This window comes from Microbispora sp. NPDC088329 (assembly GCF_040685655.1).
In the GTDB taxonomy this organism is placed as follows: Bacteria; Actinomycetota; Actinomycetes; order Streptosporangiales; family Streptosporangiaceae; genus Microbispora.
On record NZ_JBFBIP010000022.1, the window covers coordinates 42,572 to 65,739 of the forward strand.

A 23,168-nucleotide genomic window follows, 5' to 3' on the forward strand; every position below is an offset into this window, starting at 1 on the left:
AGGCCGTGCGCCGCCGTTTCGGCCGTCAGCGCCGTCAGCGCCGTCATCGCCGATCGGTGCGGGGCATGTCCTCGTCGCCGGCGACGACCAGGCCGGACTCGTACGCGAAGACGACGGCCTGGGCGCGGTCGCGCAGGTCCAGCTTCGTCAGCAGGTTGCTCACGTGACTTTTGACCGTGTGCTCGGTGACCACCAGATCCGCGGCGATCTCGGCGTTGGACCGGCCGCGTGCCAGCAGCCGCAGCGTGTCCATCTCCCGGTCGGTCAGCTCACCGAGCCGCTGCCGCAGCCGGGGCCGGGCACGTCCACGCCCGACGAACTCGCCGATCAGACGCCGGGTGATAGCGGGGGCCAGCAGCGACTCCCCCTCGGCCACCAGGCGGACGGCGCGTACGAGGTCGTCCCGCCGCACGTCCTTGAGCAGGAAGCCGCTGGCCCCGGCGCGCAGAGCGTCGTAGACGTACTCGTCGACGTCGTACATCGTCAGGACCAGCACCTTCGCGGCGGTCCTGCGGCACACCCGCGCGGTGGCCTCGACGCCGTCCACCACGGGCATCCGGATGTCCATGAGCACCACGTCGGGCTCCAGTTCGACCGCCTTCGTGACGGCCTCGGCGCCGTCGGCCGCCTCGCCGACCACGGTGATGTCGTCATGGGCGTCGAGGATCATCGCGAAGCCGCCGCGGAACAGGTCCTGGTCGTCGGCCACGAGTACGCGCAGCATGCCGTCAGCCGATCGGCAGGGTCGCGGTGACGGTGAGACCCGGGTTCCCCGGCCGTACGACGAGCCGGCCGCCGCACGCCGTGACCCGCTCCCGCATCCCGATCATTCCGTGTCCCTCCCGTAGCTCCCGCGCGCCCCGGCCGTCGTCGGCGACCTCGACGTCCAGCGTGTCACCGGACCAGCGGAGCCCTATGCGCACGGTGCTCGCTCCGGCATGCCGGATCGTGTTGGTCAGCGCCTCCTGGACGATCCGGTACGCGGCGATGTCCACGTCGGAGGGAAGGCGCCGTGGCTCGCCACGCACGTCGGCCGAGACGTCCAGGCCCGCCCGGCGGGCATTGTCCAACAGGCCGGGCAGGGCGTCGAGCCCGGGCTGCGGCCCCCGGGCCGGAGCCGGACCACCGGGCGCCTCGCTTCCGCGCAGCGCGCCGAGGATCAGGCGGAGCTGGCCGATCGCGTCCCGCCCGGCAGTTGCGATCGCCTCGAAGACCGCCTCGGCCTTGTCCGGGTGATCGCGCACCACCAGCGGGCCGGTCTCCGCCTGGATCACCATGAGGCCGACCGAGTGGGTGACGATGTCGTGCATGTCGCGGGCGATGCGGGTGCGTTCGCGGGCGACCGCGGCGGCGCGTTCCTCGCGGATGCGGGCTTCGCGCTCCCGCTCGGCGTCCCGTCCTGCCCGCCGGGCCCGTGCGCCCACGCCGAGGGCGTACGCGGCGACGATCGCGGTGGCGAGGTAACGGTAGGTCTCCAGATTCTCGTGCGGGACGATGAGCGATACGGCCACCCCGACGGCGAGACTCGCGATGCCCCCGGCGCGCCACGCCCGGGAGAGATCCGCCGCCGCGAACGTGTAGGTGCACACGAGCACGCCGTATGGCAGCAGCATCAGAGTCGCCGAGTGTGGCAGCGACTTCGCCGCGATCGCCAGGGTAGTCGTGGCGCAGCCGACGACCGCCCCGACGGAGAGGACGGCGCGGCGCCGCCACAGCACGGGCACCGACATCAGGACGGCGAGCGCCACGGCCCACCACGGCTGCCGGTACGGGACGAGGACGGGCGTCACCGTCATCACGGTGACGACGGCGGCGATCGCGGCGTCGACCCTCGATGGACTGATGATGCTCGCCCGCATGACCGGCTCCGGGGTTGTCAGAGGGAACCCGGCAAGACTATGCGCGCGGCCCCCGCCGTCGCTTCCACCGCTCGGCTGATGGCCGTCTCACTCCTTCGAGTGAGACCCGCTTCCCCGGCCGCCCGAGCGGTCCCGGTCCCTGCGGCCGGCACCCGGATCGCTCCCGCCGGCGATGTGCGTCCAGGCCGGATGCCGGAGGGTCGGTGCGGCTGAATAAGGAGGCTGCCCCATGAACTCACCGATTCGGCGTCTGGCCGTGGTGCTCGCCGCCACGGCGCTGTCGGCGACGCTGTTCCATCTCGGCACCGGGCTCACGCCGGTGCCCTGGCTCACCTGGCTCGCACCGCTGCCGGTGCTCACCCTCGCTCACCATGTCGGCGCTCGCGCCGCGTTCCTCGCGGCGTCGGCCGCGTGGCTCGGCGGTGAGACGGCGATGTGGGGCTACTTCCTCGACACGCTGGAGCTCCCGCCGCCGATGGTCGCGTCGATGATCGTCGGGTCGGCGCTGCTGTTCGGGCTGGTCGTCCTGTCGTCGCGGGCGCTGATGCTGCGGGGACGCCCGCTGGCGGCCGTCGCCGTCGTGCCGGCGGCCTGGGTCGCCGTCGAGTACGCGGTCTCGGTGCTGTCACCGAACGGGGCGTGGTGGAGCCTGGCCTACACCCAGGCCGACGTCCTTCCGGTCCTGCAGACCGCCTCGGTGACCGGACCGTGGGGCATCACCTTCCTGGTCCTCGTGGTTCCCGCGGCCGCCGCCGTGCTCCTCGCACCGCTCCCGGCGGCACCGCGGGCGGCCGGGCGGCTGCGGGCGGCGGTCACCACCGCGATCATCCTGTCCCTGGCGGTGGGGTACGGCGCCTGGCGGCTGCGCGCGCCGTACGGCGAGGGCGCGGAGAAGGTGGCGTCCGAGAAGGTGGCGCTGCTCGCCGCCGACCACCCCGGCTGGGTCCCGGTCGCCTCGCCGGAGGGACGTGCCATCCTCGGGCGGTACACGGCGCGGATCCCGGACCTCGCGAAACGCGGCGCGCGGGTGGTGGTCATGCCGGAGAAGGCCTTCATCGCCGACGACGCGACGCTGCCCGTCCTGGCGGCGCCGCTGGCGCGGCTCGCCGCCGTTCACCACGTCGACATCATCGCCGGGCTGATCCTCAAGCGGTCCGGCGGCCTCCGCAACGCGGCGGTCGACTTCCCCGCCGACGGGAGCCGGCCGGTCGAGTACGTCAAGCACCACCTCATCCCCGGACTGGAAAGCGACTTCCACCCCGGAAACCGTGAGGCCTTCGTGCCCGGTTCGGGCTCCCGCTGGGGGATCGCGATCTGTTTCGACCTGGACCTGCCCGGCCTGGTGCGCGACTACCGCAGGAGCGGCGCCACGACGCTCTTCGTGCCTGCCTGGGACTTCGACCGGGACCGCTGGCTGCACGGGAGGATGGCGGTCACCCGGGGCGTCGAGACCGGGCTCACCGTGGCGCGCGCGGCGCGCAACGGCGACCTGGTCGTGAGCGACGCCTACGGCCGGATCCGGGCCGAGGCGCACAGCGCGGACGCGCCGATCGCGTCCGTCCTCACCGCGCTGCCCACCCGCTCGGCCGACACGCCCTACACACGGTTCGGCGACTGGTTCGCCTGGGCCTGCGCGCTTCTGCTGTTGCTCGCACCCGCGTCCCTGGCCCGCGTCCAACCTGGCCGGCGCAGGGGTGCGGCAGGCCCCCGGCGTGCGCCGGCCGCGGATGCCACCGCGCCGGATCACGCAGTGGCGCGCCCAACCGCCTGACGGAGTTCGCCGCCCGGCCCGGGCCTGCTCGTGGTCGGCATCGCGGTGTCGGCCGCGCAAGCCGGACCGCGGTACGGCGGCGAGGTGGCCCTGACCGGCTGTCCGGGCCGCGACAGGCCGCGATCTACCCGGCCAGGGTCTCGCGCAGTGTGACGGCGAAGTTGTCCGGGTCACCCGGCGTGCCGAGCGCGTCGTCGAGGAACCCGCCGTGGTTGCTCGGGAAGATCACGGGCTTGGTGCCGAGCCGCTCGGCGATCGCCTCGCCGGCGCGGCGGGCCATCTGCCCCTCCGACTCGGCTCCGACGCCGAGGACGATGCGGGTCGGGGCCGCGCGCAGCGCCTCGAAGTCGGGCTCGTAGTGCGTGCAGGTCATGAGGTTCTGCTCGAACATGACATCGCCGCGCACGCCGTCGTCCTCCGCCGGAAGGCCGAAGTCGGCCGGGTTCTGCATGGGCCGATCGGCGAAGTCCGCCGGCATCTCGCCCTGATGGTTGGCGAACGCGAAGAACTTCACCATCGCCGGACCCAGCCCCTCCCGGTCGTAGGTCCGCCGGATGTCGGCTATGGCGGCCAGCGCCTGCTCCCGGTCCGGCAGCACCTGGGCGGCGGGGGGTTCGTGCGCCACGAGCGTGCGCACCTGCTCGGGGTGCCGGGCCACGAGCGCGAGCGCGTTGACCGCGCCGCCACTGCTGGCGAAGAGGTCCACCGGCCCGCCTCCGACCGCGTCGATCAGCCGGTGCAGGTCGTCGGCGTGCAGGTCGGGCGTGGACTCGGCCGCGTCGTCGGTCCGCGTGCTCCGCGCGGACCCGCGCGGGTCGTAGGTCACCACCGTACGGTCCGGGAAGTGCCGCGCCAGGGCGGTGAAGCCGCTGGCGTCCATCGGCGATCCGATCAACAGCAGGATCGGCTCGGTGGTCCCCTCGGCCTCGCGTACGTCGTAGTGCAGAACGCAGCCGGGCACCTCAAGGGTGTGGCTGATGAGCTCGGTCATGAAGTCGTTCCTCTTCGGCACGGTGATTGGAATCGGACAGGTGGAGCCCGCCAACGCGGAGGCGAGCGCTTCACGCCCCCAGTGTGAAAGCCGTCACATCGTATATCGAACGTGCCATCGAATGGGTCCGATCGGGGCCCTGGGAGCGACGGCCTCCGCGCCGCCGCCCCGCACGGCGCGGGTCGGTCACCGCGCCCGTGGTCCAGTACGATCCACGAGGTGGTCTGAACCGGGACAGCGAGGGGGCGGCGTGAGTTTCGCGGACGGCCCCCCAGAGGACCACACGGAGCCGCACCAGCCGGAGCACCACACGGAGTACCACGCGGAGCACTCCGAGGCACGCCCCCAAGCGCACGCCACGCGTCCGGAAGCGGCCGCCGCCGCGCACTCCGGCGAGAGCTCACCGGCATGGTCGCGGGGGCTGCCGGAGATCGTCGTCGACGCGCGCACGCGCGGCTTCCTGTGGCCGGGCGAGCCGGTCGGGGGACGGGAGTTCGCGGCGGCCCGCCACTCCCTGTTCGACGGCCCGTTCACCTGGCCGGTCATGGTGGCCAGGCGCTCGGCCCTCGACCACAACATCGCGACGCTCGCGGACTTCGCCGCCCGCCACGGGCTGGCGTTCGCGCCGCACGCCAAGACCACGATGTCCCCCCAGCTCGTGCGGGCCCAGCTGGACGCCGGGGCGTGGGGGATCACCGCCGCGACGGCGAGCCAGGTGCTCGTCCACCGCTCCCACGGCGTTCCCCGGGTGCTGCTGGCCAACGAGCTCCTCGACCGCGGCGCGCTGCGCTGGCTGGCCGGTGAGATCGGGCGCTTCGACTTCCTCTGCTTCGCCGACTCCGTCGAGGGCGTGCGCGTGCTCGACGAGATGGCCGGCGACGTGCCGTTCCGCGTGCTGGTCGAGCTGGGCCACCCGGGCGGCCGGACCGGCTGCCGCGACCAGGACGAGCTGCTGGAGGTGGCCCGGGCGGTGCGGGAGGCCCGGGGGACGGCGCTGGCCGGGGTCGCCGGATACGAGGGGACCCACCACGAGGCCGCCGGAGTCCGCGCGTTCCTGCGCGACCTGGCCCGTGCGGCCCGGGCGCTGGCGCCGTACGTCGACGGCCCCATGGTGGTCTCCGCCGGAGGCAGCTCCTGGTTCGACCTGGTGGCCGAGGAGCTCGCGCCGCTGACCGGCGAGCCGGGCGCGACCGTGGTGCTGCGCAGCGGCGCGTACATCGCGCACGACGACGGCTACTACCGCGAGCACACGCCGTACAACCGGCTGGAGGGTGGGCTGCGGCCCGCGCTGGAGGTCTGGGCCCAGGTGCTGTCCGTGCCGGAGCCCGGCCTCGTGCTGGTCGGCATGGGCAAGCGGGACGTGCCGTACGACATCCACCTGCCGTTCCCCAGAGCGGTGCGGCGCGGCGGCCGCGGACCGGCCGAGCCGCTGACCGGGGTGACGGTCGTCAAGGTGCAGGACCAGCACGCCTATCTCGGCGGCGGCGCCGGGCTGCGCCCGGGAGACCTGGTGTCGTTCGGGCTGTCCCACCCGTGTACGGCCTTCGACAAGTGGCGCGTCATCCCCGTGGTGGACGACGACGACGTCGTGATTGATTTGATCAACATGTGTTTCTGATGGAGCGGTGACAATGGCTGGCAAGCAGGAGATCCGTACGACCGACGGGGCCCCGCCTATCGGCGCGTACTCGCAGGGACTCGTGGTGGGCGACTTCCTCCACACCTCCGGCATGGGGCCGCTCGACCCGGCGACCGGCGAGGTCGTGGGCGACGACGTGGCGGCCCAGACGCACCGGACAATGCGCAACCTCGGGGCGGTGCTGGAGGCGCACGGCCTGACGTTCGACGACGTGGTGAAGGCGACGGTGCACCTGCAGAACCTGAAGGAGGACTTCGCGGCGTTCAACGAGGTCTATCAGTCCTACTTCACCCGGCCCTACCCGGTGCGCACCACCGTGGGCTCCGACCTCATGGACATCCTCGTCGAGATCGACTTCGTGGCGTACGCGGGCCGCTGACGATGGACAGCGCCCTGTACGTCTTCGTCGAGGACCTGCGCGCCGAGGGCGTACGGGGGCTGCTCGACCGGGCCTCGGCGTACGGCGTGCGAGGCGTCGCGGTGGCCGCGGCCTACCACCAGGCCAGGGACGTGACCCCGCACGGCGCCTCGCGGCTGACGCTGCGCCGCGACGGCGTCCACTTCCCCCCGCCGGAGGACCTGTTCGGCGGGCTGCGGCTCACCCCGCCCGTGCAGCCGGGGGCGCAGGACCGGCCCCTCGACGAGCTGCGCCGCGCCTGCGCGGACCGGGGGATGCGGCTGCACGGCTGGACCGTGTTCCTGAACAACGCCACGATCGGCCTGGCCTGCCCCGACGTGACGGTGGAGAACTGCTTCGGCGACCGCGGCTCCCCGGCCGACCTGTGCCCCTCGCACCCCGACGTGCGGGCGTACGCGGTGGCGCTGGCCCGGGCCGTCGCCCGGCAGGGCGTGGACACCGTCGTCGCCGAGTCGCTGCATTTCGGGGCCTTCACGTACGAGCGGTGCTGCACGGCGCTCGGCCCGATGGACGCCTTCCTGTTCGGCCTGTGCTTCTGCGCCCACTGCATGCGCAGGGCCGCCGACCTCGGGGTGAACGCCGAGGCGGCCAGGCAGGAGTGCGTCAGGATCGTCGGGGGCGTGCTGGACGGCGATCCCCCCGCGGAGGGCGAGGTCACGCGGGCGGCGCTGACGGCCTACGCCGGCCCGGAGGCGGTGGCGTACGCGCGGGCCCGATCCGAGAGCGTCACATCGCTCGTCGGCGAGGTGGCGGCGGCCGTGACGGCCGAGGGCGCGCGGCTGACGTTCATGGACGCGACGGGCGCGGCCAAGGGCTACGCCCACGGGTTGCCCTCGGCCGGCCTGGCCGCGCACGACTCCTGGCAGCTCGGGATCGACCTGGTGGCGCTCGGCGACCTGGTCCCGTCGTTCGCGGTTCTCGGGTACGCCAGGGACCCCGCGCGGGTGGCCGACGACGTCGCGGCCTACCGCCGCTCCGTGGGCAAGAACCCCGAGCTGAGGGTCGTGCTGCGTCCGGGCGCCCCGGACACCGACTCCGCCGACCGGCTGGCCGTCAAGGTGCGCGCGGCCCGTACGGCGGGAGCCGGGGCGGCCGACTTCTACGCGTACGGGCTCGCGCCCTTCGAGGCGCTCGGCCGCATCGCCGAGGCACTCGCCTGAACGGCCCGCCGAGCGGGCCACGTTGAACGGCCCGCCGAGCGGGCCGGGTTGAGCGGGCCACGGTGGGCGGGCCATGTCGTGCGGGCCGGGTTGAGCGGGCCACGGTGGGCGGCCTTCTGCGGAGGCCCGGATGCCGGAGGCGACGGGCGGCGCGGAAAAGGGACCTCGCGCCGTTACATTGGAGGCACGCCGATATTTCGTCCGTGTGAACCCCGGGAAAAAGGCGGTCCGGGCGTTTCAGTGCCGCCATGTTCTCCATCCGCAGCACTTCACGGTGAATCGCGTTTCGGCGGATCACGGCGAATTACCGCGCGAGCTCCATCTGCCGGGTGCGGATTTCGGCTTCGGCGGCAGGGGCGCCGAGATCGGCGAACGCCACGCGGGCGGTCGTCAGCGCGCCGAGGCACTCGTCGCGGCGGCCGTTGCCGTGGTGCGCCTCGGCCAGCCCGCGCAGCATCACGGCCTCGCCGAGGGGGTCGCCGGCCCGGCGGCAGGCCGCCAGCGCGACCCGGTGCGTCCGCTCCACGTCGGCCCAGCGTGATCGTACGGCCGAGACGTTCGGAAGCGTGGCGGCCAGCTCCCAGGCCAGCTCGACCAGGCCGAGGGCGTCGGCCTGCCGCACAGCGGAGATCAGGCTCTCCCGCTCGGTCTCGAACCAGCCGAGTGGATCGGCGAGCACCGCCGTACGGATTTCGGCCGGGGGCGGCCAGTGCGGCGCCCTGCCGCGCACCGGGGCGTACCGGCGCGACGGAAGGTGCTCGTCGGCCTCCTGAGCCAGGGCGAGCAGAGCGGCGAGCGTACGAGTGATCATGACGCGCCCGGCGGCGTCGCTCTCGTGCGCGGCGGCCTGCTCCCGGGCGAAGAGCCGGACCAGCGGGTGGAACCGGTAGCGGGGCTGTCCCGTGCCGTCCGGCGGGGCGACCTCCAGCAGCCGGGCGTCGGCCAGGGCGTCGACGATCTCTTCGGCCGACTCCAGAGACGTTTCCAGCATCATCGCGGTGATCCAGGCCGCGAACGAGGGGAGCTCCAGGAGCCCGAGCAGGCGGAAGGCCCGCTGCGCCGCCTCGCTCACCCGGCGATAGCCGGCCGCGACGCTCCGCCTGACGTCCAGGTCTCCCAGGGCGAGTTCGTCCAGTCCGGCCTCGGCCAGGCGCCGGGCGATGCGGGCGAGGGTCCAGTGCGGGCGGGCGGCGAGGCGCGTCCCGGCGGCGCTGAGCGCCAGCGGCAGCCCACCGCACAGCCGGACGATCTCGGCGGTGTTCTGCGGTTCCGCGTCGAGGCGCTCGCGCCCGAGCATCGCCGTCAGCACGCCTCGCGACTCTTCCGGCCGGAGCGTGCCGAGGTCGAACGACACGGCGCCGGGCCAGCCGGACAGCCGGGAGCGGCTGGTCACGAGGACCGCGCAGGTGGACGAACCGGGCAACAGTGGTTTCACCTGCGCGTAGCTGTCGACGTCGTCGAGCACGACGAGAATTCGGCGGCCCGCCAGATGGCTGCGGTACAGATCGACGCTCTCCTCCGGGTCCTCGGGAAGAGCCGTCCCGTGGACGCCGAGCGCGCGGAGGAACCGCGCGAGCACCCGTGTGGGGTCGGCCGGCCGCTCGTCGGTGCCGCACAGATCGGCGTAGAGCTGGCCGTCCGGGAAGGCGTCGCTCAGCTGGTGTGCCACGTGCACGGCCAGGGCCGTCTTGCCGACGCCGCCCTGCCCGCTGATGACCGCGACGGGGGCGGGTCCTGACCCGTGGCAGGTCAGCGTGCTCCTGATCCGGCCCGCCTGCCTCTCGCGGCCGATCAGGCCGGTGACTCCGGGAGGCAGCAGAGACGGGCGGGGCGTCGCCCCGGGGGACGGCTGCCCGAAGGGGGAGGAGGGGGTCGCGTCCTGCCGCAGCACCCGCAGGCGCGCCGCCCGCAGCTGCGGGCCGGGGTCGATGCCGAGCTCGTCGGCCAGCCTCGCGCGGATCGAGTCGTACTCGGCCAGCGCCTCGGCCTGCGCGCCGGCCGCGGCGAGGGCGAGCACGAGCCAGGAGTGCACGACCTCGTTCAGCGGCTCGGTCGCGGCGACGGCCCGCAGCTGGGGGAGGACCTCGGCCGGCAGGCCGAGGTCGAAGGCGGTCTTCGCGCATTCCAGAAGGACGTTGACGCGCTCCTGGTCGATCGCGCGCACCCAGGGATGTCCCTTGAGCAGATGGTCCAGATCGGACAGGCAGGGCCCCTGCCACAACTGGAGCGCCCGCAGCAGCGGCCCCAGGGACTCCCGGGGCGTGCCGGCTCTCCTGGCCTCGGCCGTCAGCGCGCGGAAGCGGAAGAGGTCCGAGTCGCATCGGTCGAGCCGGATCGCATAGGCCGAGCCCAGCCCGGCGAGCCAGGAGGAGCGGGAGCGGGCGATGTGGCCCGGATCGATACGGCGGCGCAGCCGTCCCACGTAGGTCTGCACCAGGTTGACGACGGAGTCGGGGGCGCCGTCGCCCCAGACGGCGTCGATGATGTCCTGACGCCGGACGGGCGTCCCGGCCTTGAGCAGCAGGAGCGCCAGCACGGCCCTTTGCCTGTCCGAACTCAGTGTTATTTCGGTCTCTCCGTGCCATATCCGTAACGGGCCCAGCAGATGAAACCGTATCTCGGACATTTCCCTCCCGAGGAGTTTCGCGCCCCATTCCGGAAATCTGGAGAATCATATGATTTGACGCATTTCCGATCGAGATCGTGACGTGTCCAATAACGGCCAGTTTCTTTCATCGCCCTCCCCGCGACCGTGCCCCCGGTGTCCCCGCTGTCTGGGTGCCCCCAGCGCCCCCCGCGTCGACCGGCGCCCTCAAGCCGCCCGCTGTCGCCTCGCGGCGCCCGCTGACACTCCACTGGCGGGCGGCTGGACGCTCCCGCATCCGGTCCGGTCCGGGTTCAGCGCCGCGCCGACGCCGGTCCAGTCCCGGCGGTCATGGTGGGCGTAACCGAACAGCGTGAGGAGGTGCGAGATGAAGAAGATCAAGATCCGCAAGGCCGGTCCGGTCCGCCTGACCGCCGCGGCCTGCTCCATCTACAAGAACGCGAACTAGCGCTCGGTCCCGGGCGGTGCGCCGGGTACGGCACGTCCGCACCCGGCGCTCCGCTCATCCGGTCCGCGCTCACCCAGCTCCCGCTCGTGCGGCCCGCGCTGATCCGGCCCGTGTTCATCCGGCCCGTGTTCATCCGGCCACCGCTCGTCCGGCCTGGCCGCTCACCGTGCCGGCCCCGGGTGCCCCCCCATGTTCCGCGTACATCCCCGAGGCCGCAGGAGGACCTCCGTTGACCGATGCAGAGGCCGTGCAGGACGGGCCCGCGATCCGGTACGCGCCGGATCGGCCGCTCCCGTTGCACCAGCTCGTCTATCTGCCGGAAGGCGACGAGATCACGGTGGGAAGGCCGGACACCGACTCCTACGGCATCTTCCCGCCCGATGGCGCCGAGGTGCTGCGCAGGCTGGAGCAGGGGATGCCGCCGCGCGAGGCGGCGATCTGGTACGAGGCCCGCTACCGGGAGAGCCTGGACATCGACGACCTGATCGCCGCGCTCGACGAGCTCGGCTTCGTCCGCGAGCCAGGCGCACCGGACACGTCTCCGGTCACGGAGGACGCCCTCGTCCGCTGGCGGCGGCTGGGCGCCGCGCTCTTCTCCGTCCCCGCCTGGATTTGCTACGGCCTGCTCGTCGCGTGGGCGCTGGTCGCGATGGCCCGGCGGCCCGACCTGGCGCCCAGCTATCACAACGTCTTCTTCACCGACTACTACACCCTGATCCAGGCGTCGCTGTTCGTCGCGGCGGTCCCCCAGTTGCTGCTGCACGAGGGCTTCCACGCGCTCGCCGGTCGGCGGCTGGGCCTGCGTTCACGGCTGAGGATCTCCCGCAGGCTCTACTTCGTGGTGCTGGAGACGTCGCTGGACGGCCTGGTCGCCGTCCCCCGGCGGAAGAGATACCTGCCGATCGTGGCCGGAATGCTGGCGGACGTGGTCGTGATGGCCGTTCTCACGATCGCCGCCGACCTCACCCGCGAACCCGGGGGAGGCCTGTCCTTCGGGGGCCGCTTCTGCCTGGCGTTCGCCTACGCCGTCCTGCTCCGGATCCTGTGGCAGTTCTCCCTGTATCTGCGCACGGACCTGTACGTCCTCGTCTCCACCGCGCTCGGCTGCGTCGACCTGCACGGGACGGCCATGCGCATGCTGCGCAACCGGGTGAACCGGCTGCTCGGGCGCCGCGGCCGGCTGCTCGACGAGTCGGACTGGCATCCCGTGGACCGGCGCGTCGCCCGCTGGTATTCCTGGTTGATCGTCGGCGGCTACGCGGTGAGCCTCACGACGTTCCTCGTCGCGATCGCCCCGATCGTCTACCGCATGTTCGCCGGAGTGCTCGGCCGGTTCACCGGCCACGGGGCCTCCTGGCCCGAACTGCTGGACTCGCTCGTCTTCTGCGGGTTCATCCTCGGGCAGCTCGTCGTCCTCGCCTGGGTGACCGTCCGCGACCGCCGGCGCGATCGGGCACGGCGGCTCGACCACGTCATCGCCTGAAAGGAGCACCATGGCCACCCACCACTGGATCAGGGCCGCCCGGCGCCGCGACCGCGAGCTGTACCTGAGCCGGCTCGACCTCCCGCCGGTCCTGGCCGTGCTCGACGCCCACCGGCGGCTGCGCGGGCCGTACACCGCCGCGGGCACGTTGATGCGGTCGCTCGTGCCGGACGCGCTGCGGCGCCGGCCGGAGACGGGGCCCGCCCACAACATCGAGATCCTGACCAGCGCCCCCGAGCTCGCCCACCTGGTGCCCCCGATGTGGACGTCGCTGGAGTGGACCGCTCGCAAGGGGGAGCGCACCCGGTTCTACTCTCGGCTGCACACGCTGAACATCGCCAACGGGCTGGCCGAGCTGCTGCGCGACCACCTGCGGGAGTCGGGCGGCGGGCCGCGCACGCTCGTCTTCGAGAACGTGCACCAGGCGGACCCGACCGACCAGGAGTTCGTCGCCGTCCTGCTCCGCCGCGGTGATCTCGGCGAGCTGACGGTCGTGGTCGGCACCGGCACCGAACCGATCACCGACCCCCCGGGTGAGATCGCCGTCTCCCTGGCCGCCGTGCTGGAACGCCACACCGTACGCGCCGACGCGCCGGCGAGCGCCGATCCGGGCCCGGACGGGGATCCCGGGGCCGATCCGGCGCGGGACGTGCGGGCGTACGTGGACGGCGACGGGACCAGCGACGACCCCCGGCTGATCCGCGCGTACGAGCGGCTGGACGAGGCGGAGCGGGTGCGGCTGCACGACGAGCGGGCGGCGGCGCTGGCGGCCCGCGGCGAGTTCTCCCTGTCGCTGGGCGCGATCCCCTACCACGCCGAGCACGGCAGCGACCCGGCCGGCGCCGGCCTGACCGCGCTGCGGACGGCGCTGGACCACTGCCGGGGCATCGGCCTCTACCAGGCGGCGGCGGATCTCGGACTGCGCGGCAGGGCCATCGTGGACCGGTCGGTCCAGGAAGAGCTGTGGTGGCACTTCACGAACGCGACCAGCACCACGCTCGCCTCGCTCGGGCGGGCGGACGAGGCCCTGGCCATCTACGACGAGGCCCGTGCCGTCACCGCGGACCCCCTGGTCCACATGGAACTCGCCTACAGCACCGCGATGCTGTACGCCCGGCACTACCCCGAGCCGCGGCGGGACTATCAGCGGGCGAGAGCCTGGATGAACATGTCGATCGCTATCGCCTCACTGGTGGAGGACCCGAAGAAGCGCGCGTTCCACACGGTCTTCGGGCACAACGGCCTCGCCCTGGTCGAGGTGCGTCAGAGACGGGCCGACGAGGCGTTGCGCATGCTGGAGGACGGCATGGCCCGGCTGGACCGGGAGCTCGCCCCGGGAGAGCACGCTCTGCACCGTGCGGTGCTGCGCTACAACCGTGCCCAGGTGCTCGGCCAGATGGGCAGGCTGGAGGAGGCGCTCCGCGACTACATGACCGTCGTCGAGCTCGACCCCGACTTCCCCGAGCACCACTTCAACGTGGGCAACATCCTGCGCAGGCTCGGCCGCGACGAGGAGGCGATCACCTCCTACGAGGAGGCGCTGCGCCTGTCGCCGCCGTTCCCCGAGGCGTACTACAACCTCGGCGACACCCGGCTCGAGCTCGGAGACGTGGACGGGGCGCTGTCCGACTTCGGCTACACGCTCGAACTGGACCCGGCGCACCTGGACGCCCGCATCAACCGGGCCGGGCTGCTGTGCGAGCTGGGCCGGATCGACGACGCGTGGGCGGACGTCACGGCCGGGCTGGAGCTCGCCCCGGCGAACGCGCACCTGCTGTGCCTGAAAGGCCGGCTGCTCGCCGAGCGGGACGACCGCGACGGCGCCCGCGCGGCGCTGTCGGCCGCGATCGAGCGTGACGAGCGGCTGGCCGAGGCGTGGGCGCTGCGGGGAGAGATCGCGTTCGCGGCCGGCGACCTGACCGCGGCCGCACACGACCTGGACCGGGCGGTCGACCTGAGCGGGACGCCCGACATCCGGTTCAACCGGGCGGTCGTCCGGCAGGAGTCCGGCCGCTATGCCGACGCCGCGGCGGACTACGAGTTGGTGGTGTCCGCGACGGGCGACGAGGAGAGCCGGGAGCGGCTGGACCTCTGCCTGGCCGCGCTGCGTGCCCAGGCGTCCGCCGACGTGCCGGCCTGAGCGGAGGCGGAGGCCGCGATGCCCGATCTGTTCGAGCCCGTACGGCTGGGGCGGCTACTGCTGCCGAACCGGCTGGTGATGGCGCCGATGACCCGCAGTCGTGCGGACCGCCGGGGGGTGCCGGGCCCGGAGACGGCCCGCTACTACGCCCAGCGGGCGACCGCGGGACTGATCGTCACCGAGGGCGCCCAGCCGAGCCCGGCGGGCCAGGGATACCCCGGCACCCCCGGCCTGCACACCGACCGGCAGGCCGAGGGGTGGCGGGCGGTCACGGACGCGGTGCACGCGGCGGGCGGGCGGATCTTCGCCCAGTTGATGCACGTGGGCCGGATCGGCCATCCGAGCGTCAACGGGCTCCGGCCGGTCGCGCCGTCGCCGGTGCGGGCCGCGGGACGGATCTTCACCCTCGACGGCCGTCGCGACCTCCCCGTGCCCCGTGAGCTGACCACCGGCGAGGTGCGGGAGACCATCGCCGACTTCGCCCGTGCCGCCCGGCGGGCCGTCGACGCCGGGTTCGACGGGGTCGAACTGCACGGCGGCAACGGCTACCTCATCCACCAGTTCCTCTGCTCGGCCACCAACCGCCGCGGCGACCCGTACGGCCGCGACCGCGTCCGCTTCCCCGTCGAGCTGTGCGAGGCCGTGGCGGAGGCGGCCGGCGGCGACCGGGTGGGGCTGCGCCTCACGCCGGGCAACCCCTGCAACGACATGACGGAGGACGGCGCCGGGGAGATCTACCCCGCCCTGGCCGCGGCCCTCGCCCCGGCCGGTCTCGGCTACCTGCACCTCGCCGGTGTCGCGGCGGGTACACCGCTCGCCGGGGGGATCCGCCGGGCCTGGCCCGGTGTCCTGGTGGTGGCGCCGAGCACGGGAGGCGCGTTCCCCGCCGACGGCGGCAGGGCCGAGGGGGAGCGCTGGCTGCGCCACGGCGCCGATCTCGTCGCCTTCGGCCGGGCCTTCCTCGCCAACCCGGACCTGGTGGAGCGGATGCGCTCCGGCGCTGCGCTGAACCGCCCGGACCCCGCGACCTACTACGGCGGCGGCGAGCAGGGCTACACCGACTATTCCGTCTCCTCCGCCGCGCGGCTGCCCGCCGCGCGGAGGGGGTAGACGCGCAGCGCCCCGGGGGTTACGGCCGGTTCGACATCAGGGCGTCCGCGAGGACGGCCAGACCCGCCGCGACCCGTGCGGCGTCGCACTCCCGCAGCACGGCGGTGACGTGCTCGGCGGCGAGCGGGGCCAGCAGCGCGTGGGCGAGGTAGTCGGCGTCCGCGCCGGGGCGCGCCTCGGCCAGCAGGATCGCCAGATGGCGGTGCCAGAAGCGGTAGGACCCGATTCGATACCGGGCTCCGGGGCTCGCGGTCTCGGAGACGCGCAGCAGGTCCAGGTGATCGAAGAGGTAGTCGGCGTAGGAGGCCACGAACGCCCGCACCCGATCGGCGGGTGAGGCGCCGGGCCCCAGCGGCGGCGGCCCGGACAGGATGCGCTCCTGCAGTTCCCGTTCCTTGTCGTCGAGCAGGGCCGCGACGAGTCCCGACTTGTCCCCGAACCGGCGGAACAGCGTGCCCTTGCCGACCCCGGCCTCGGCCGCCACCGCGTCCATCGAGACCGCTTCGACTCCCTGCTCGCGGAACAGCTTCGCCGCCGCCTCCAGCACCCGTCGCCGGTTGCGGGCCGCGTCCGCGCGCTCGCGGGGCGGGTCCGCCATCAGGGACGTGAGGTCTCTTGACGAACCGGACTGCGGTCCGGTAATTTCCGGGTTGTTCACGAAAACGGACTGTAGTCCAGTTAATTGGAGGACGCAATGACCGCTCTCATCAGCAGGGACGAGCTCAAGGCCGCGATCGACGCGGGCGCCGTCACCGTCGTCGACGCGCTCGGCGGCGACTACTACGCCCGGCAGCACCTGCCGGGCGCGATCCCGCTGACGGAGTCCGAGGTCGCCGAGCGGGCCGCGGAACTGCTGCCGGACAAGACCGCCCCGATCGTCACCTACTGCTCGAACCCGGCCTGCGCCAACAGCCAGGCCGTGGCCAACCGGCTGACCGCGCTCGGATACACCGACGTGCGCAAGTACCGGGAGGGCATCCAGGACTGGGTCGAGGCCGGGCTGCCGGTCGAGTCGCTGACCACGGCGTCCTGACCGCCGCGATCGCTCAGGCGGAGTCGCGGACGACGAGCTCGGTCGTGAGGATCACCGGGTCGGCCGGGCCGCCCTTGAAGAGGCCCAGCAGCAACCGGACCATCGCGGCGGCCTGCTCGGTGATCGGGTGCCTGATCGTGGTCAGCGGCGGCTCGGTGTAGCGGGCCGCCTCGATGTCGTCGAACCCGACGACCGCCACGTCGTCCGGCACCCGGCGGCCCGCCTGGCGCAGGGTCTGCAGCGCCCCGATGGCCATGAGGTCGTTGGCGACGAAGACGGCGTCCAGGTCCGGGTCGTCCTGCAGCAGGTGGCGCATGGCGACGGCGCCGGACTCCCGGGTGAAATCCCCGACGGCCACGATCGACCGCCGGTCGGACTCGCGCAGCGCGTCGCGATAGCCCGTGAGCCGGTCCTGGCCGCCGATCATGTCCTGCGGCCCGGCGATCGTCGCGATGCGCCGCCGCCCGCTGTCCAGCAGGTGGCGCACCGCCTTCACCGCGCCGCCCACGTTGTCGTTGTCCACGTACGGCAGGGCCACCGGCACGGCCGGCCTGCCGTACGAGACCGCGGGGACGCCCATCCGCGCGATGGCGGCGGGCAGCGGGTCGGCGCCGTGCATCGAGATCAGCATGACCCCGTCGACGTGGCCGCTGGCGATGTAACGCTCGATCCTCGCGTGGCTCTCGGGGGAGCCGCCGAGCATGAGCACGACCTGCTTGTCGGCGGCCTCCAGTTCCAGACTGGCCGAGCGGATGACGGTGGAGAACATCGGGTCCTCGGAGAAGACCCTGGTCGGCGGCTCGGACACGACCAGCGCGATCGAGTCGGTCCGCTGCGTGACGAGGCTGCGCGCCGCCGAGTTGGGGACGTATCCCAGCTCGTCCACGGCGCGCATCACGGCATCCCTGATCTGCGGTGTCACCGTCATCTGCCCGTTGACGACCCGGGAGACGGTCGCGCGGGAGACCCCTGCCCGCGCCGCCACCGCCTCCAGAGTGGGTCGTTTCATTCATTCCCCCTTCGTCGTGCCTGACGAATCAAGCCCTGCTCGCGACGGGCGGCATTCGTCAGGCACTCCCCAGCCCATTACGTGCGATGACGTCTCGATACCACAGCGCGCTGTCCTTGGGAACGCGTCGCCGGGTCTCGAAGTCGACGTACACGATGCCGAACCTCTTGTGGTACCCGTAGGCCCACTCGAAGTTGTCCAGGAGCGACCATACGAGATAACCCCTCAGGTCCGCACCGGCGGTGATCGCGGCGTGCGCCGCCCGCAGGTGGCCGTCGAGGTAGCCGATCCGGTCGTCGTCGTGCACCCGATCGCCGTCGGGCCGGTCGTCGAAGGCCGCGCCGTTCTCGGTGACGAGCAACCCGACCTCGGGGTAGTCGCGCGACAGCCGTACGAGCAGGGTCTCCAGGCCGCCCGGTTCGATGGGCCAGTCCATCGCGGTCGTCGGGCCGGTCGGCGGTTCGAACCGGATGCCCTCGGTGCCGGGGAAGGCGGGGTTGGCCGGTTCCGCGGGTGCGGCCGACACGAAGGACGGGTTGTAGTAGTTGATGCCGAGCAGGTCGATCGGCTGGTGGACGACGGCCAGGTCGCCGTCCCGGATGTGGTCGAGGCCGCCGTGACGGGCGGCGACGTCCAGCATGTCCTCCGGGTAACGGCCCCGCAGCGCGGGGTCGAGGAACTGCCGGTTCATCAGCCCGTCCACGAGCGTGGCCTCCCGCTCGCCGCCGTCCACCTGGATCACGGGGGAGAGGTTGAGGGTGAGCGCGATCTCGGCGGCGCCGCCCGCCCGCAGGGCCTGCGTCGCGAGCCCGTGGCCGAGCAGCAGGTGGTGCGCCGCGCGAAAGGCGGCGGCCGGGGCGCGCCTGCCCGGGGCGTGGACGCCGGAGCAGTAGCCGAGGAAGGACGCCACCCACGGCTCGTTCAGCGTCGTCCAGGTGCGGACGCGGTCGCCGAGCCGCTCGTGCACGACGGCCGCGTAGTCGGCGAAGCGCGCCGCGGTGTCCCGTACGGCCCAGCCGCCCGCGTCCTCCAGCGCCTGCGGCAGGTCCCAGTGGTACAGCGTCGCGTACGGCGCGATGCCGTGGGCGAGCAGCTCGTCCACCAGGCGGTCGTAGAAGTCGAGACCGGCGGCGTTGACCCGCCCCGCCCCGGCCGGCAGGATCCGCGGCCAGGCCACGGAGAACCGGTAGGCCGCCAGGCCCAGCTCGGTCATGAGCCGGACGTCCTCGGCGTACCGGTGGTAGTGGTCGCAGGCGACGTCGCCCGTGTGGCCGTCGGCGACGTTGCCCGGGACCTTGGAGAACGTGTCCCAGATGGAGGGGCCGCGGCCGTCCTCGGCGGCGGCGCCCTCGATCTGGTAGGCCGCCGTTGCGGCACCCCAGATGAAGCCGTCAGGGAAGGCCAAGCCCGGCGAACCGGCCTCCCGAGTCGTGATGGTCTCCGCGGTCAACTCTTCACAGCTCCTCGCATGGTTCCTCCGATGATCCGTTCGCCCGGCAGGACGAAGATGAGCACGAGTGGCAGGGGCGCCGGCGCCGTGCCCGTGAGGCTTCCGCACAAGCATGCAAGAAGAGAGCGCTCTCAGGCCAGGGGGAGTCGGCCGGAGGGGCGTCAAGGGCTGGATCGGCAACGACACCTGTCATCTCGGAGGGTGGTATCCGCTGGTGATATCACTCCTGTTGCCGTCGATGCGACGTGGAGGCACCGTCCCCTCGCGAACGAGATCGCGTCCGGACGCGTTGAGCCGGCATCCCTGAGAGAGCGCTCTCACAGTATCCGTCACGTGGGTCTACCCGGCGCGTCTCAGACCCTCGCGGTACCGCTGCGGACTCACGCCGTGTTCCCGCTTGAAGGCCGTGCTCAGCGCGAACGCGGTGCCGTACCCCACCTGCCTGGCCACCGACTCGAGGGTCGCGTCGGTCTCACGCAGCAGGTCGGCCGCCTGCGCCAGCCGCAGTCCGGTCAGGTAGGCCATCGGCGGCTCGCCGACGAGCTTCCCGAACCGCTGTGCCAGCGCGGCGCGGGAGACCCCCACCCTCCCCGCCAGTTCGGCGACGGTCCAGGGACGGGCCGGGTCGGCGTGCAGCAGTCGCAGCGCCGGCCCCACCACCGGGTCGCCGTTCGCCCGATACCAGCCCGGGGCCTGCCCTTCCGGGCGGGAGAACCAGGTCCGCAGCACGGCGATGAGCAGCAGGTCCAGCAGGCGGTCGAGCACGACCTCCTGGCCCGGCTCGTCCTTGGAGATCTCCCGGCCGAGGAGCGCGACCAGGGATCCGTCCCAGGAGTCGCCGGGCAGCACCAGCAGCGTGGGCAGCGCCGCCAGCAGTCGCCGGGTGACCGCGTTGCGCATCTGGTAGGTGCCGATGAGCATCACGGCCGGACCGTCCGGGTCGTTGCCCCAGTTGCGGGTGCCCAGGTCCATCTCCGCCGACATGCCGCGCCCGTCCGGTGCGGTGCAGACCTGCCCGGGATGGATGACCACCTGCGGCGCGGTCGCCGGGTCGTCGGCGACCGTGTAGTGCCCGGGCCCGCGCACGATCGCCACGTCGCCGGGCCCCACCCGTACGGCGCGGTCCCCGTCCGGGGTGATCCACGCATGGTCGCGCACCATGGCGACCAGGCACAGCGGCGCCTCGTCCTGGATACGCACGGACCAAGGCGGGCTCAGCGTCGCCCGCAGGAGGAAGGCCCCCCGGGCGCGGGGCCCGTCGAGGAGATCGGCCAGCGCGTCCATGCCCGGAATCGTAGACGGCCGGATATGCGGTCGAGCTTCTCGACGATGTCGCCCCGAGCCGCCCGCCGCTTGACTGATCGCCATGACGTATCTCCTGGCCGTCGTCGCGGCGGCCCTGTCCATGCTCATGACCGCCGGGATGGCGGGCACCTTCTTCGGGTTCTCGGCCGGCGTCATGCCGGGACTGAACGCCGCGTCGGCCCCCTCGGCCGTCGACGCGATGAACGCGGTCAACGCCAGAATCCAGAACCCGGTGTTCCTGGCGGCGTTCGTCCTCGCCCCGGTCGCCGCCGCCGGTGCGGGCGCCCTGCTGCTGACCACCCCTCGCTCCGGCGCGGCCTGGCCGTTCTTCGCGGCGGCCGGGGTGTACGCGGTCGGCGTGATCCTGATCACGGCCGCGGTGAACGTGCCGATGAACGACGCCCTGGCGGCCGCCGCGGCCCACGGCGGCCCGGCCGAGGCCGCCGCCCGGATCTGGTCGGACTACTCGGCCCGCTGGACGACCTGGAACACGTGGCGGGCCGTGTCCGGCGCGGTGAGCCTGCTGCTGACCGGTTACGGCGTCTACCGCTGGGGCCGGGGCGCCTGACCCGGCGCTCCCTCTCTTTACGGTTAGTCTAACCTAGGTTAAGTTAACCCCGTGTACTCCGACATAGTGATCCTCCGAGGACTGCTGAACGCGCCGAAGCACGGCTACGAGGTGAAGAAGTACATCGAGCGCGCCACGGGAGGGCTGCTCAACAACAACACGCTCTATCCCGCGCTGCGCCGCTTCGAGCAGCGCGGCGAGATCGAGAAGGTGGCGGAGGAGGTCGCCCCGGGGCGTCCGCCGAGGACCGTCTACCGGATCACGGACAAGGGCCGTGCGCGTCTGCTGGCGCTGCTGCGCACGGCCGACCCGATGCTCCTCGCGAAGGACGAGGAGTTCCAGGTCAGGGTGGGCCTGTTCGACCTGCTGCCCGCGTCCGACCGGCGCAGGATCATCGAGGCGCGGCGGGAGTGCGTCGAGCACTCCCTGGCGGCGCAGGAGGAACTGGCCGCGGCCGCGGGACACGAGCCGTGGGGCCTGCGCGTCCTGCGCTTCAACCTCGAGCGCCACCGGCTCGAACTGGCCTGGCTGGACGAACTGGAGGCGGCGCTCGCCGAGTCCGCGCCGCAGGACCCGACATGACGGGCGCCGAGGCGGCCACGCCCACCCGGCTCATGTCCGCCGGGCTCGTCGCGGGCCCGATCCTGTCGATGGTCGACTCGTCGGTGGTCAACCTCGCGGTGCCCGGCCTCGTACGCGAACTGGACCGCCCGCTGGACGTCGTGCAGTGGGCCGTGAGCGGCTACCTGCTCGCGCTGGCGGTCGGCCTGTCCGTCACGTCCTTCCTCGCCAGGAGGTTCGGGCTGGTGCCGACGTACATCGCCGGCCTGGCCCTGTTCACGCTCGCGTCCGCCGCGTGCGCGCTGAGCCCGGACGCCGGCGCGCTGATCTGCTGCAGAGTGCTGCAGGGCCTCGGCGGCGCGCCGCTCGTCCCGCTGGCGATCGGCCTGCTCATCGGGCAGGGCGGAGCCGCGGCGGGCTCGGGCGGCAGGGTGCCGCTCGCCGCGGGCCTCGCGTTCTTCGCGGCGCCCGCGCTCGGCGTCTCCCTGGGCGGCCTGCTGATCGGCGCGTACGGCTGGCGCTCGATCTTCCTGATCAACCTGCCGATCGGGCTGCTCGCCCTGCCCGGCGCGTTCGCGGCGTATCGGGCCGGTCTGGGCGTCAGGGGCGATCGTGCCGTACGGCCGGACCTGCCGGGGCTGATCCTGCTGGCGGCCGGGCTGGGTCTGGCGACCTACGGAGTCGAACGGGCGGCGGCCGGCGGTTGGGCCACCCCGTGGTGGCCGGCCGGTCTGGCGCTTCTGGCGGCCTATGTCCTGTGGGCCCGCCGCCGGCCGCAGGCCGCCCTCGCGCTCGACCTGGTGCGGGACCCGGCGCGGGCGCTGACGCTCGCCGTGTGCGCGGTGTCGAGCGTCGTGCTGTTCGCCGTGCTGTTCCTCGCGCCGCTCTATCTCCAGACGATCCAGCACCACACCAGCCTCGTCACCGGGCTCGCGCTCCTGCCACAGGGCCTGGCGATGGGGCTGTCCACCTGGCTGGGCGGCAAGGTGGCCGAACATTACTCGGTGCGGTCCGCGGTCGTGCTCGGGATGGTGCTCCTGGCGGTGATGACGGGCCTCATGGCGCTGTTCACGCCGGACACGCCCGTGTGGCTCGCGACGCTCGTGCTGTGCGGGCGCGGCCTGGCCATCGGGTTCACCAGTCAGCCGCTGGTGGTCTCGCTGCTGGGCGGCCTGGCGCCGGAGCGCGTCCCTGACGGCAACACGTTGTTCAGCGTGGCGCAGCGGCTCGCCGGATCGTTCGGGATCGCGCTGCTCGTCACGTTCTTCACCGCCCGCGGCGCGGCGACGGGTTCCCCTCTCACGGGCTTCCGGGAGACCGTCGTGCTCCTGTCCGCGGTGGCGCTGCTCGGCGCCCTGGCCGCGACCGGGCTCCGCCGGACGACCGCACCGTGACCGGGCCGCGAGTCAGGCCGGTCATGGCGCCCAATCCTCCCAGCTCCAAGAATGCGTTGGAGAGCGCTCTCGCAGCTCGTGTTCCACCGGCTTTCTTCCCCTGAGAACGCTCTCTCAGATTTCACAGACCCTCTTGACGCGAGTGAGATTCAAAGGGGACAGTGTCGCTCAAGTGGTCCGCGGTCGCGGTGCGCGGGCCCTCACGGCCCTCTCCGGACACCGCC

19 protein-coding genes are annotated in these 23,168 nt (G+C 72.9%); 11 read left to right on the top strand and 8 right to left on the bottom strand.

What is annotated here, in order from left to right:
• Nucleotides 1-43: 43 nt before the first annotated feature.
• Both AB0O28_RS31615 and AB0O28_RS31620 read right to left on the bottom strand, forming a co-directional pair.
• Nucleotides 44-724 (bottom strand): response regulator transcription factor, encoded by a 681-nt coding sequence (locus AB0O28_RS31615; protein WP_363646222.1) that lies wholly within the window; start codon nt 722-724, stop codon nt 44-46.
• 4 nt (nt 725-728) lie between these two features.
• Nucleotides 729-1,859 (bottom strand): sensor histidine kinase, encoded by a 1,131-nt coding sequence (locus AB0O28_RS31620; protein WP_363646223.1) that lies wholly within the window; start codon nt 1,857-1,859, stop codon nt 729-731.
• Nucleotides 1,860-2,088: 229 nt separating this feature from the next.
• Between AB0O28_RS31620 and AB0O28_RS31625 the strand changes: the two genes are divergently transcribed.
• A complete protein-coding gene (locus tag AB0O28_RS31625; RefSeq protein WP_363646224.1) occupies nt 2,089-3,630 on the top strand; it encodes a nitrilase-related carbon-nitrogen hydrolase in 1,542 nt (513 codons plus the stop codon).
• 124 nt (nt 3,631-3,754) lie between these two features.
• Here AB0O28_RS31625 and AB0O28_RS31630 read toward each other — a convergent pair whose 3' ends face one another.
• Nucleotides 3,755-4,621, bottom strand: a complete 867-nt coding sequence (locus AB0O28_RS31630; RefSeq protein WP_363646225.1) for an alpha/beta hydrolase — start codon at nt 4,619-4,621, stop codon at nt 3,755-3,757.
• A gap of 421 nt (nt 4,622-5,042) precedes the next feature.
• On the opposite strand from AB0O28_RS31630, the gene AB0O28_RS31635 reads away from it, so the two are divergent.
• The 3 genes from AB0O28_RS31635 to AB0O28_RS31645 are packed head-to-tail and all read left to right on the top strand — an operon-like array spanning nt 5,043 to nt 7,838.
• Nucleotides 5,043-6,239, top strand: coding sequence for an alanine racemase (locus AB0O28_RS31635; protein WP_363646301.1), 1,197 nt, complete (start codon nt 5,043-5,045; stop codon nt 6,237-6,239).
• Between the two features lie 13 nt (nt 6,240-6,252).
• On the top strand, nt 6,253-6,639 hold the full coding sequence (locus tag AB0O28_RS31640; RefSeq protein WP_363646226.1) for a Rid family detoxifying hydrolase: 387 nt from the start codon (nt 6,253-6,255) through the stop codon (nt 6,637-6,639).
• Between the two features lie 2 nt (nt 6,640-6,641).
• Complete coding sequence (locus tag AB0O28_RS31645) at nt 6,642-7,838, top strand: hypothetical protein (RefSeq protein WP_363646227.1); 1,197 nt, start codon at nt 6,642-6,644, stop codon at nt 7,836-7,838.
• Between the two features lie 304 nt (nt 7,839-8,142).
• Here AB0O28_RS31645 and AB0O28_RS31650 read toward each other — a convergent pair whose 3' ends face one another.
• Complete coding sequence (locus AB0O28_RS31650) at nt 8,143-10,464, bottom strand: BTAD domain-containing putative transcriptional regulator (protein ID WP_363646228.1); 2,322 nt, start codon at nt 10,462-10,464, stop codon at nt 8,143-8,145.
• Nucleotides 10,465-11,120: 656 nt separating this feature from the next.
• Between AB0O28_RS31650 and AB0O28_RS31655 the strand changes: the two genes are divergently transcribed.
• Genes AB0O28_RS31655 through AB0O28_RS31665 form a run of 3 tightly spaced genes read left to right on the top strand, consistent with a single transcriptional unit; the run spans nt 11,121 to nt 15,624 of the window.
• On the top strand, nt 11,121-12,374 hold the full coding sequence (locus tag AB0O28_RS31655; RefSeq protein ID WP_363646229.1) for a hypothetical protein: 1,254 nt from the start codon (nt 11,121-11,123) through the stop codon (nt 12,372-12,374).
• Nucleotides 12,375-12,384: 10 nt separating this feature from the next.
• Complete coding sequence (locus AB0O28_RS31660) at nt 12,385-14,514, top strand: tetratricopeptide repeat protein (RefSeq protein ID WP_363646230.1); 2,130 nt, start codon at nt 12,385-12,387, stop codon at nt 14,512-14,514.
• Between the two features lie 18 nt (nt 14,515-14,532).
• Nucleotides 14,533-15,624, top strand: coding sequence for an alkene reductase (locus tag AB0O28_RS31665; protein ID WP_363646231.1), 1,092 nt, complete (start codon nt 14,533-14,535; stop codon nt 15,622-15,624).
• A gap of 19 nt (nt 15,625-15,643) precedes the next feature.
• Here the strand turns inward: AB0O28_RS31665 and AB0O28_RS31670 are convergent, their stop codons facing one another.
• Complete coding sequence (locus tag AB0O28_RS31670; protein ID WP_363646232.1) at nt 15,644-16,222, bottom strand: helix-turn-helix domain-containing protein; 579 nt, start codon at nt 16,220-16,222, stop codon at nt 15,644-15,646.
• A gap of 96 nt (nt 16,223-16,318) precedes the next feature.
• On the opposite strand from AB0O28_RS31670, the gene AB0O28_RS31675 reads away from it, so the two are divergent.
• Nucleotides 16,319-16,657 carry a rhodanese-like domain-containing protein gene (locus tag AB0O28_RS31675; RefSeq protein WP_363646233.1) on the top strand — a complete coding sequence of 113 codons (339 nt, stop codon included), beginning with the start codon at nt 16,319-16,321 and terminating at the stop codon, nt 16,655-16,657.
• Between the two features lie 13 nt (nt 16,658-16,670).
• Here the strand turns inward: AB0O28_RS31675 and AB0O28_RS31680 are convergent, their stop codons facing one another.
• From AB0O28_RS31680 to AB0O28_RS31690, 3 genes are all read right to left on the bottom strand, one after another.
• Nucleotides 16,671-17,666, bottom strand: a complete 996-nt coding sequence (locus tag AB0O28_RS31680) for a LacI family DNA-binding transcriptional regulator (RefSeq protein WP_363646234.1) — start codon at nt 17,664-17,666, stop codon at nt 16,671-16,673.
• Between the two features lie 58 nt (nt 17,667-17,724).
• Entirely contained in the window at nt 17,725-19,116 is a 1,392-nt protein-coding gene (locus AB0O28_RS31685; protein ID WP_363646235.1) for a GH1 family beta-glucosidase, read from the bottom strand.
• A 339-nt stretch (nt 19,117-19,455) separates the two neighbouring features.
• Complete coding sequence (locus tag AB0O28_RS31690) at nt 19,456-20,400, bottom strand: AraC family transcriptional regulator (protein WP_363646236.1); 945 nt, start codon at nt 20,398-20,400, stop codon at nt 19,456-19,458.
• A gap of 82 nt (nt 20,401-20,482) precedes the next feature.
• Here AB0O28_RS31690 and AB0O28_RS31695 point away from each other — a divergent pair, with 82 nt between their 5' ends.
• Genes AB0O28_RS31695 through AB0O28_RS31705 form a run of 3 tightly spaced genes read left to right on the top strand, consistent with a single transcriptional unit; the run spans nt 20,483 to nt 22,944 of the window.
• On the top strand, nt 20,483-20,989 hold the full coding sequence (locus tag AB0O28_RS31695; RefSeq protein ID WP_363646237.1) for an anthrone oxygenase family protein: 507 nt from the start codon (nt 20,483-20,485) through the stop codon (nt 20,987-20,989).
• A gap of 51 nt (nt 20,990-21,040) precedes the next feature.
• A complete protein-coding gene (locus AB0O28_RS31700; protein WP_363646238.1) occupies nt 21,041-21,571 on the top strand; it encodes a PadR family transcriptional regulator in 531 nt (176 codons plus the stop codon).
• Nucleotides 21,568-22,944, top strand: a complete 1,377-nt coding sequence (locus tag AB0O28_RS31705; RefSeq protein ID WP_363646239.1) for a DHA2 family efflux MFS transporter permease subunit — start codon at nt 21,568-21,570, stop codon at nt 22,942-22,944. The genes AB0O28_RS31700 and AB0O28_RS31705 overlap by 4 nt, the downstream gene beginning before the upstream one ends.
• The last annotated feature ends 224 nt before the right edge of the window (nt 22,945-23,168 follow it).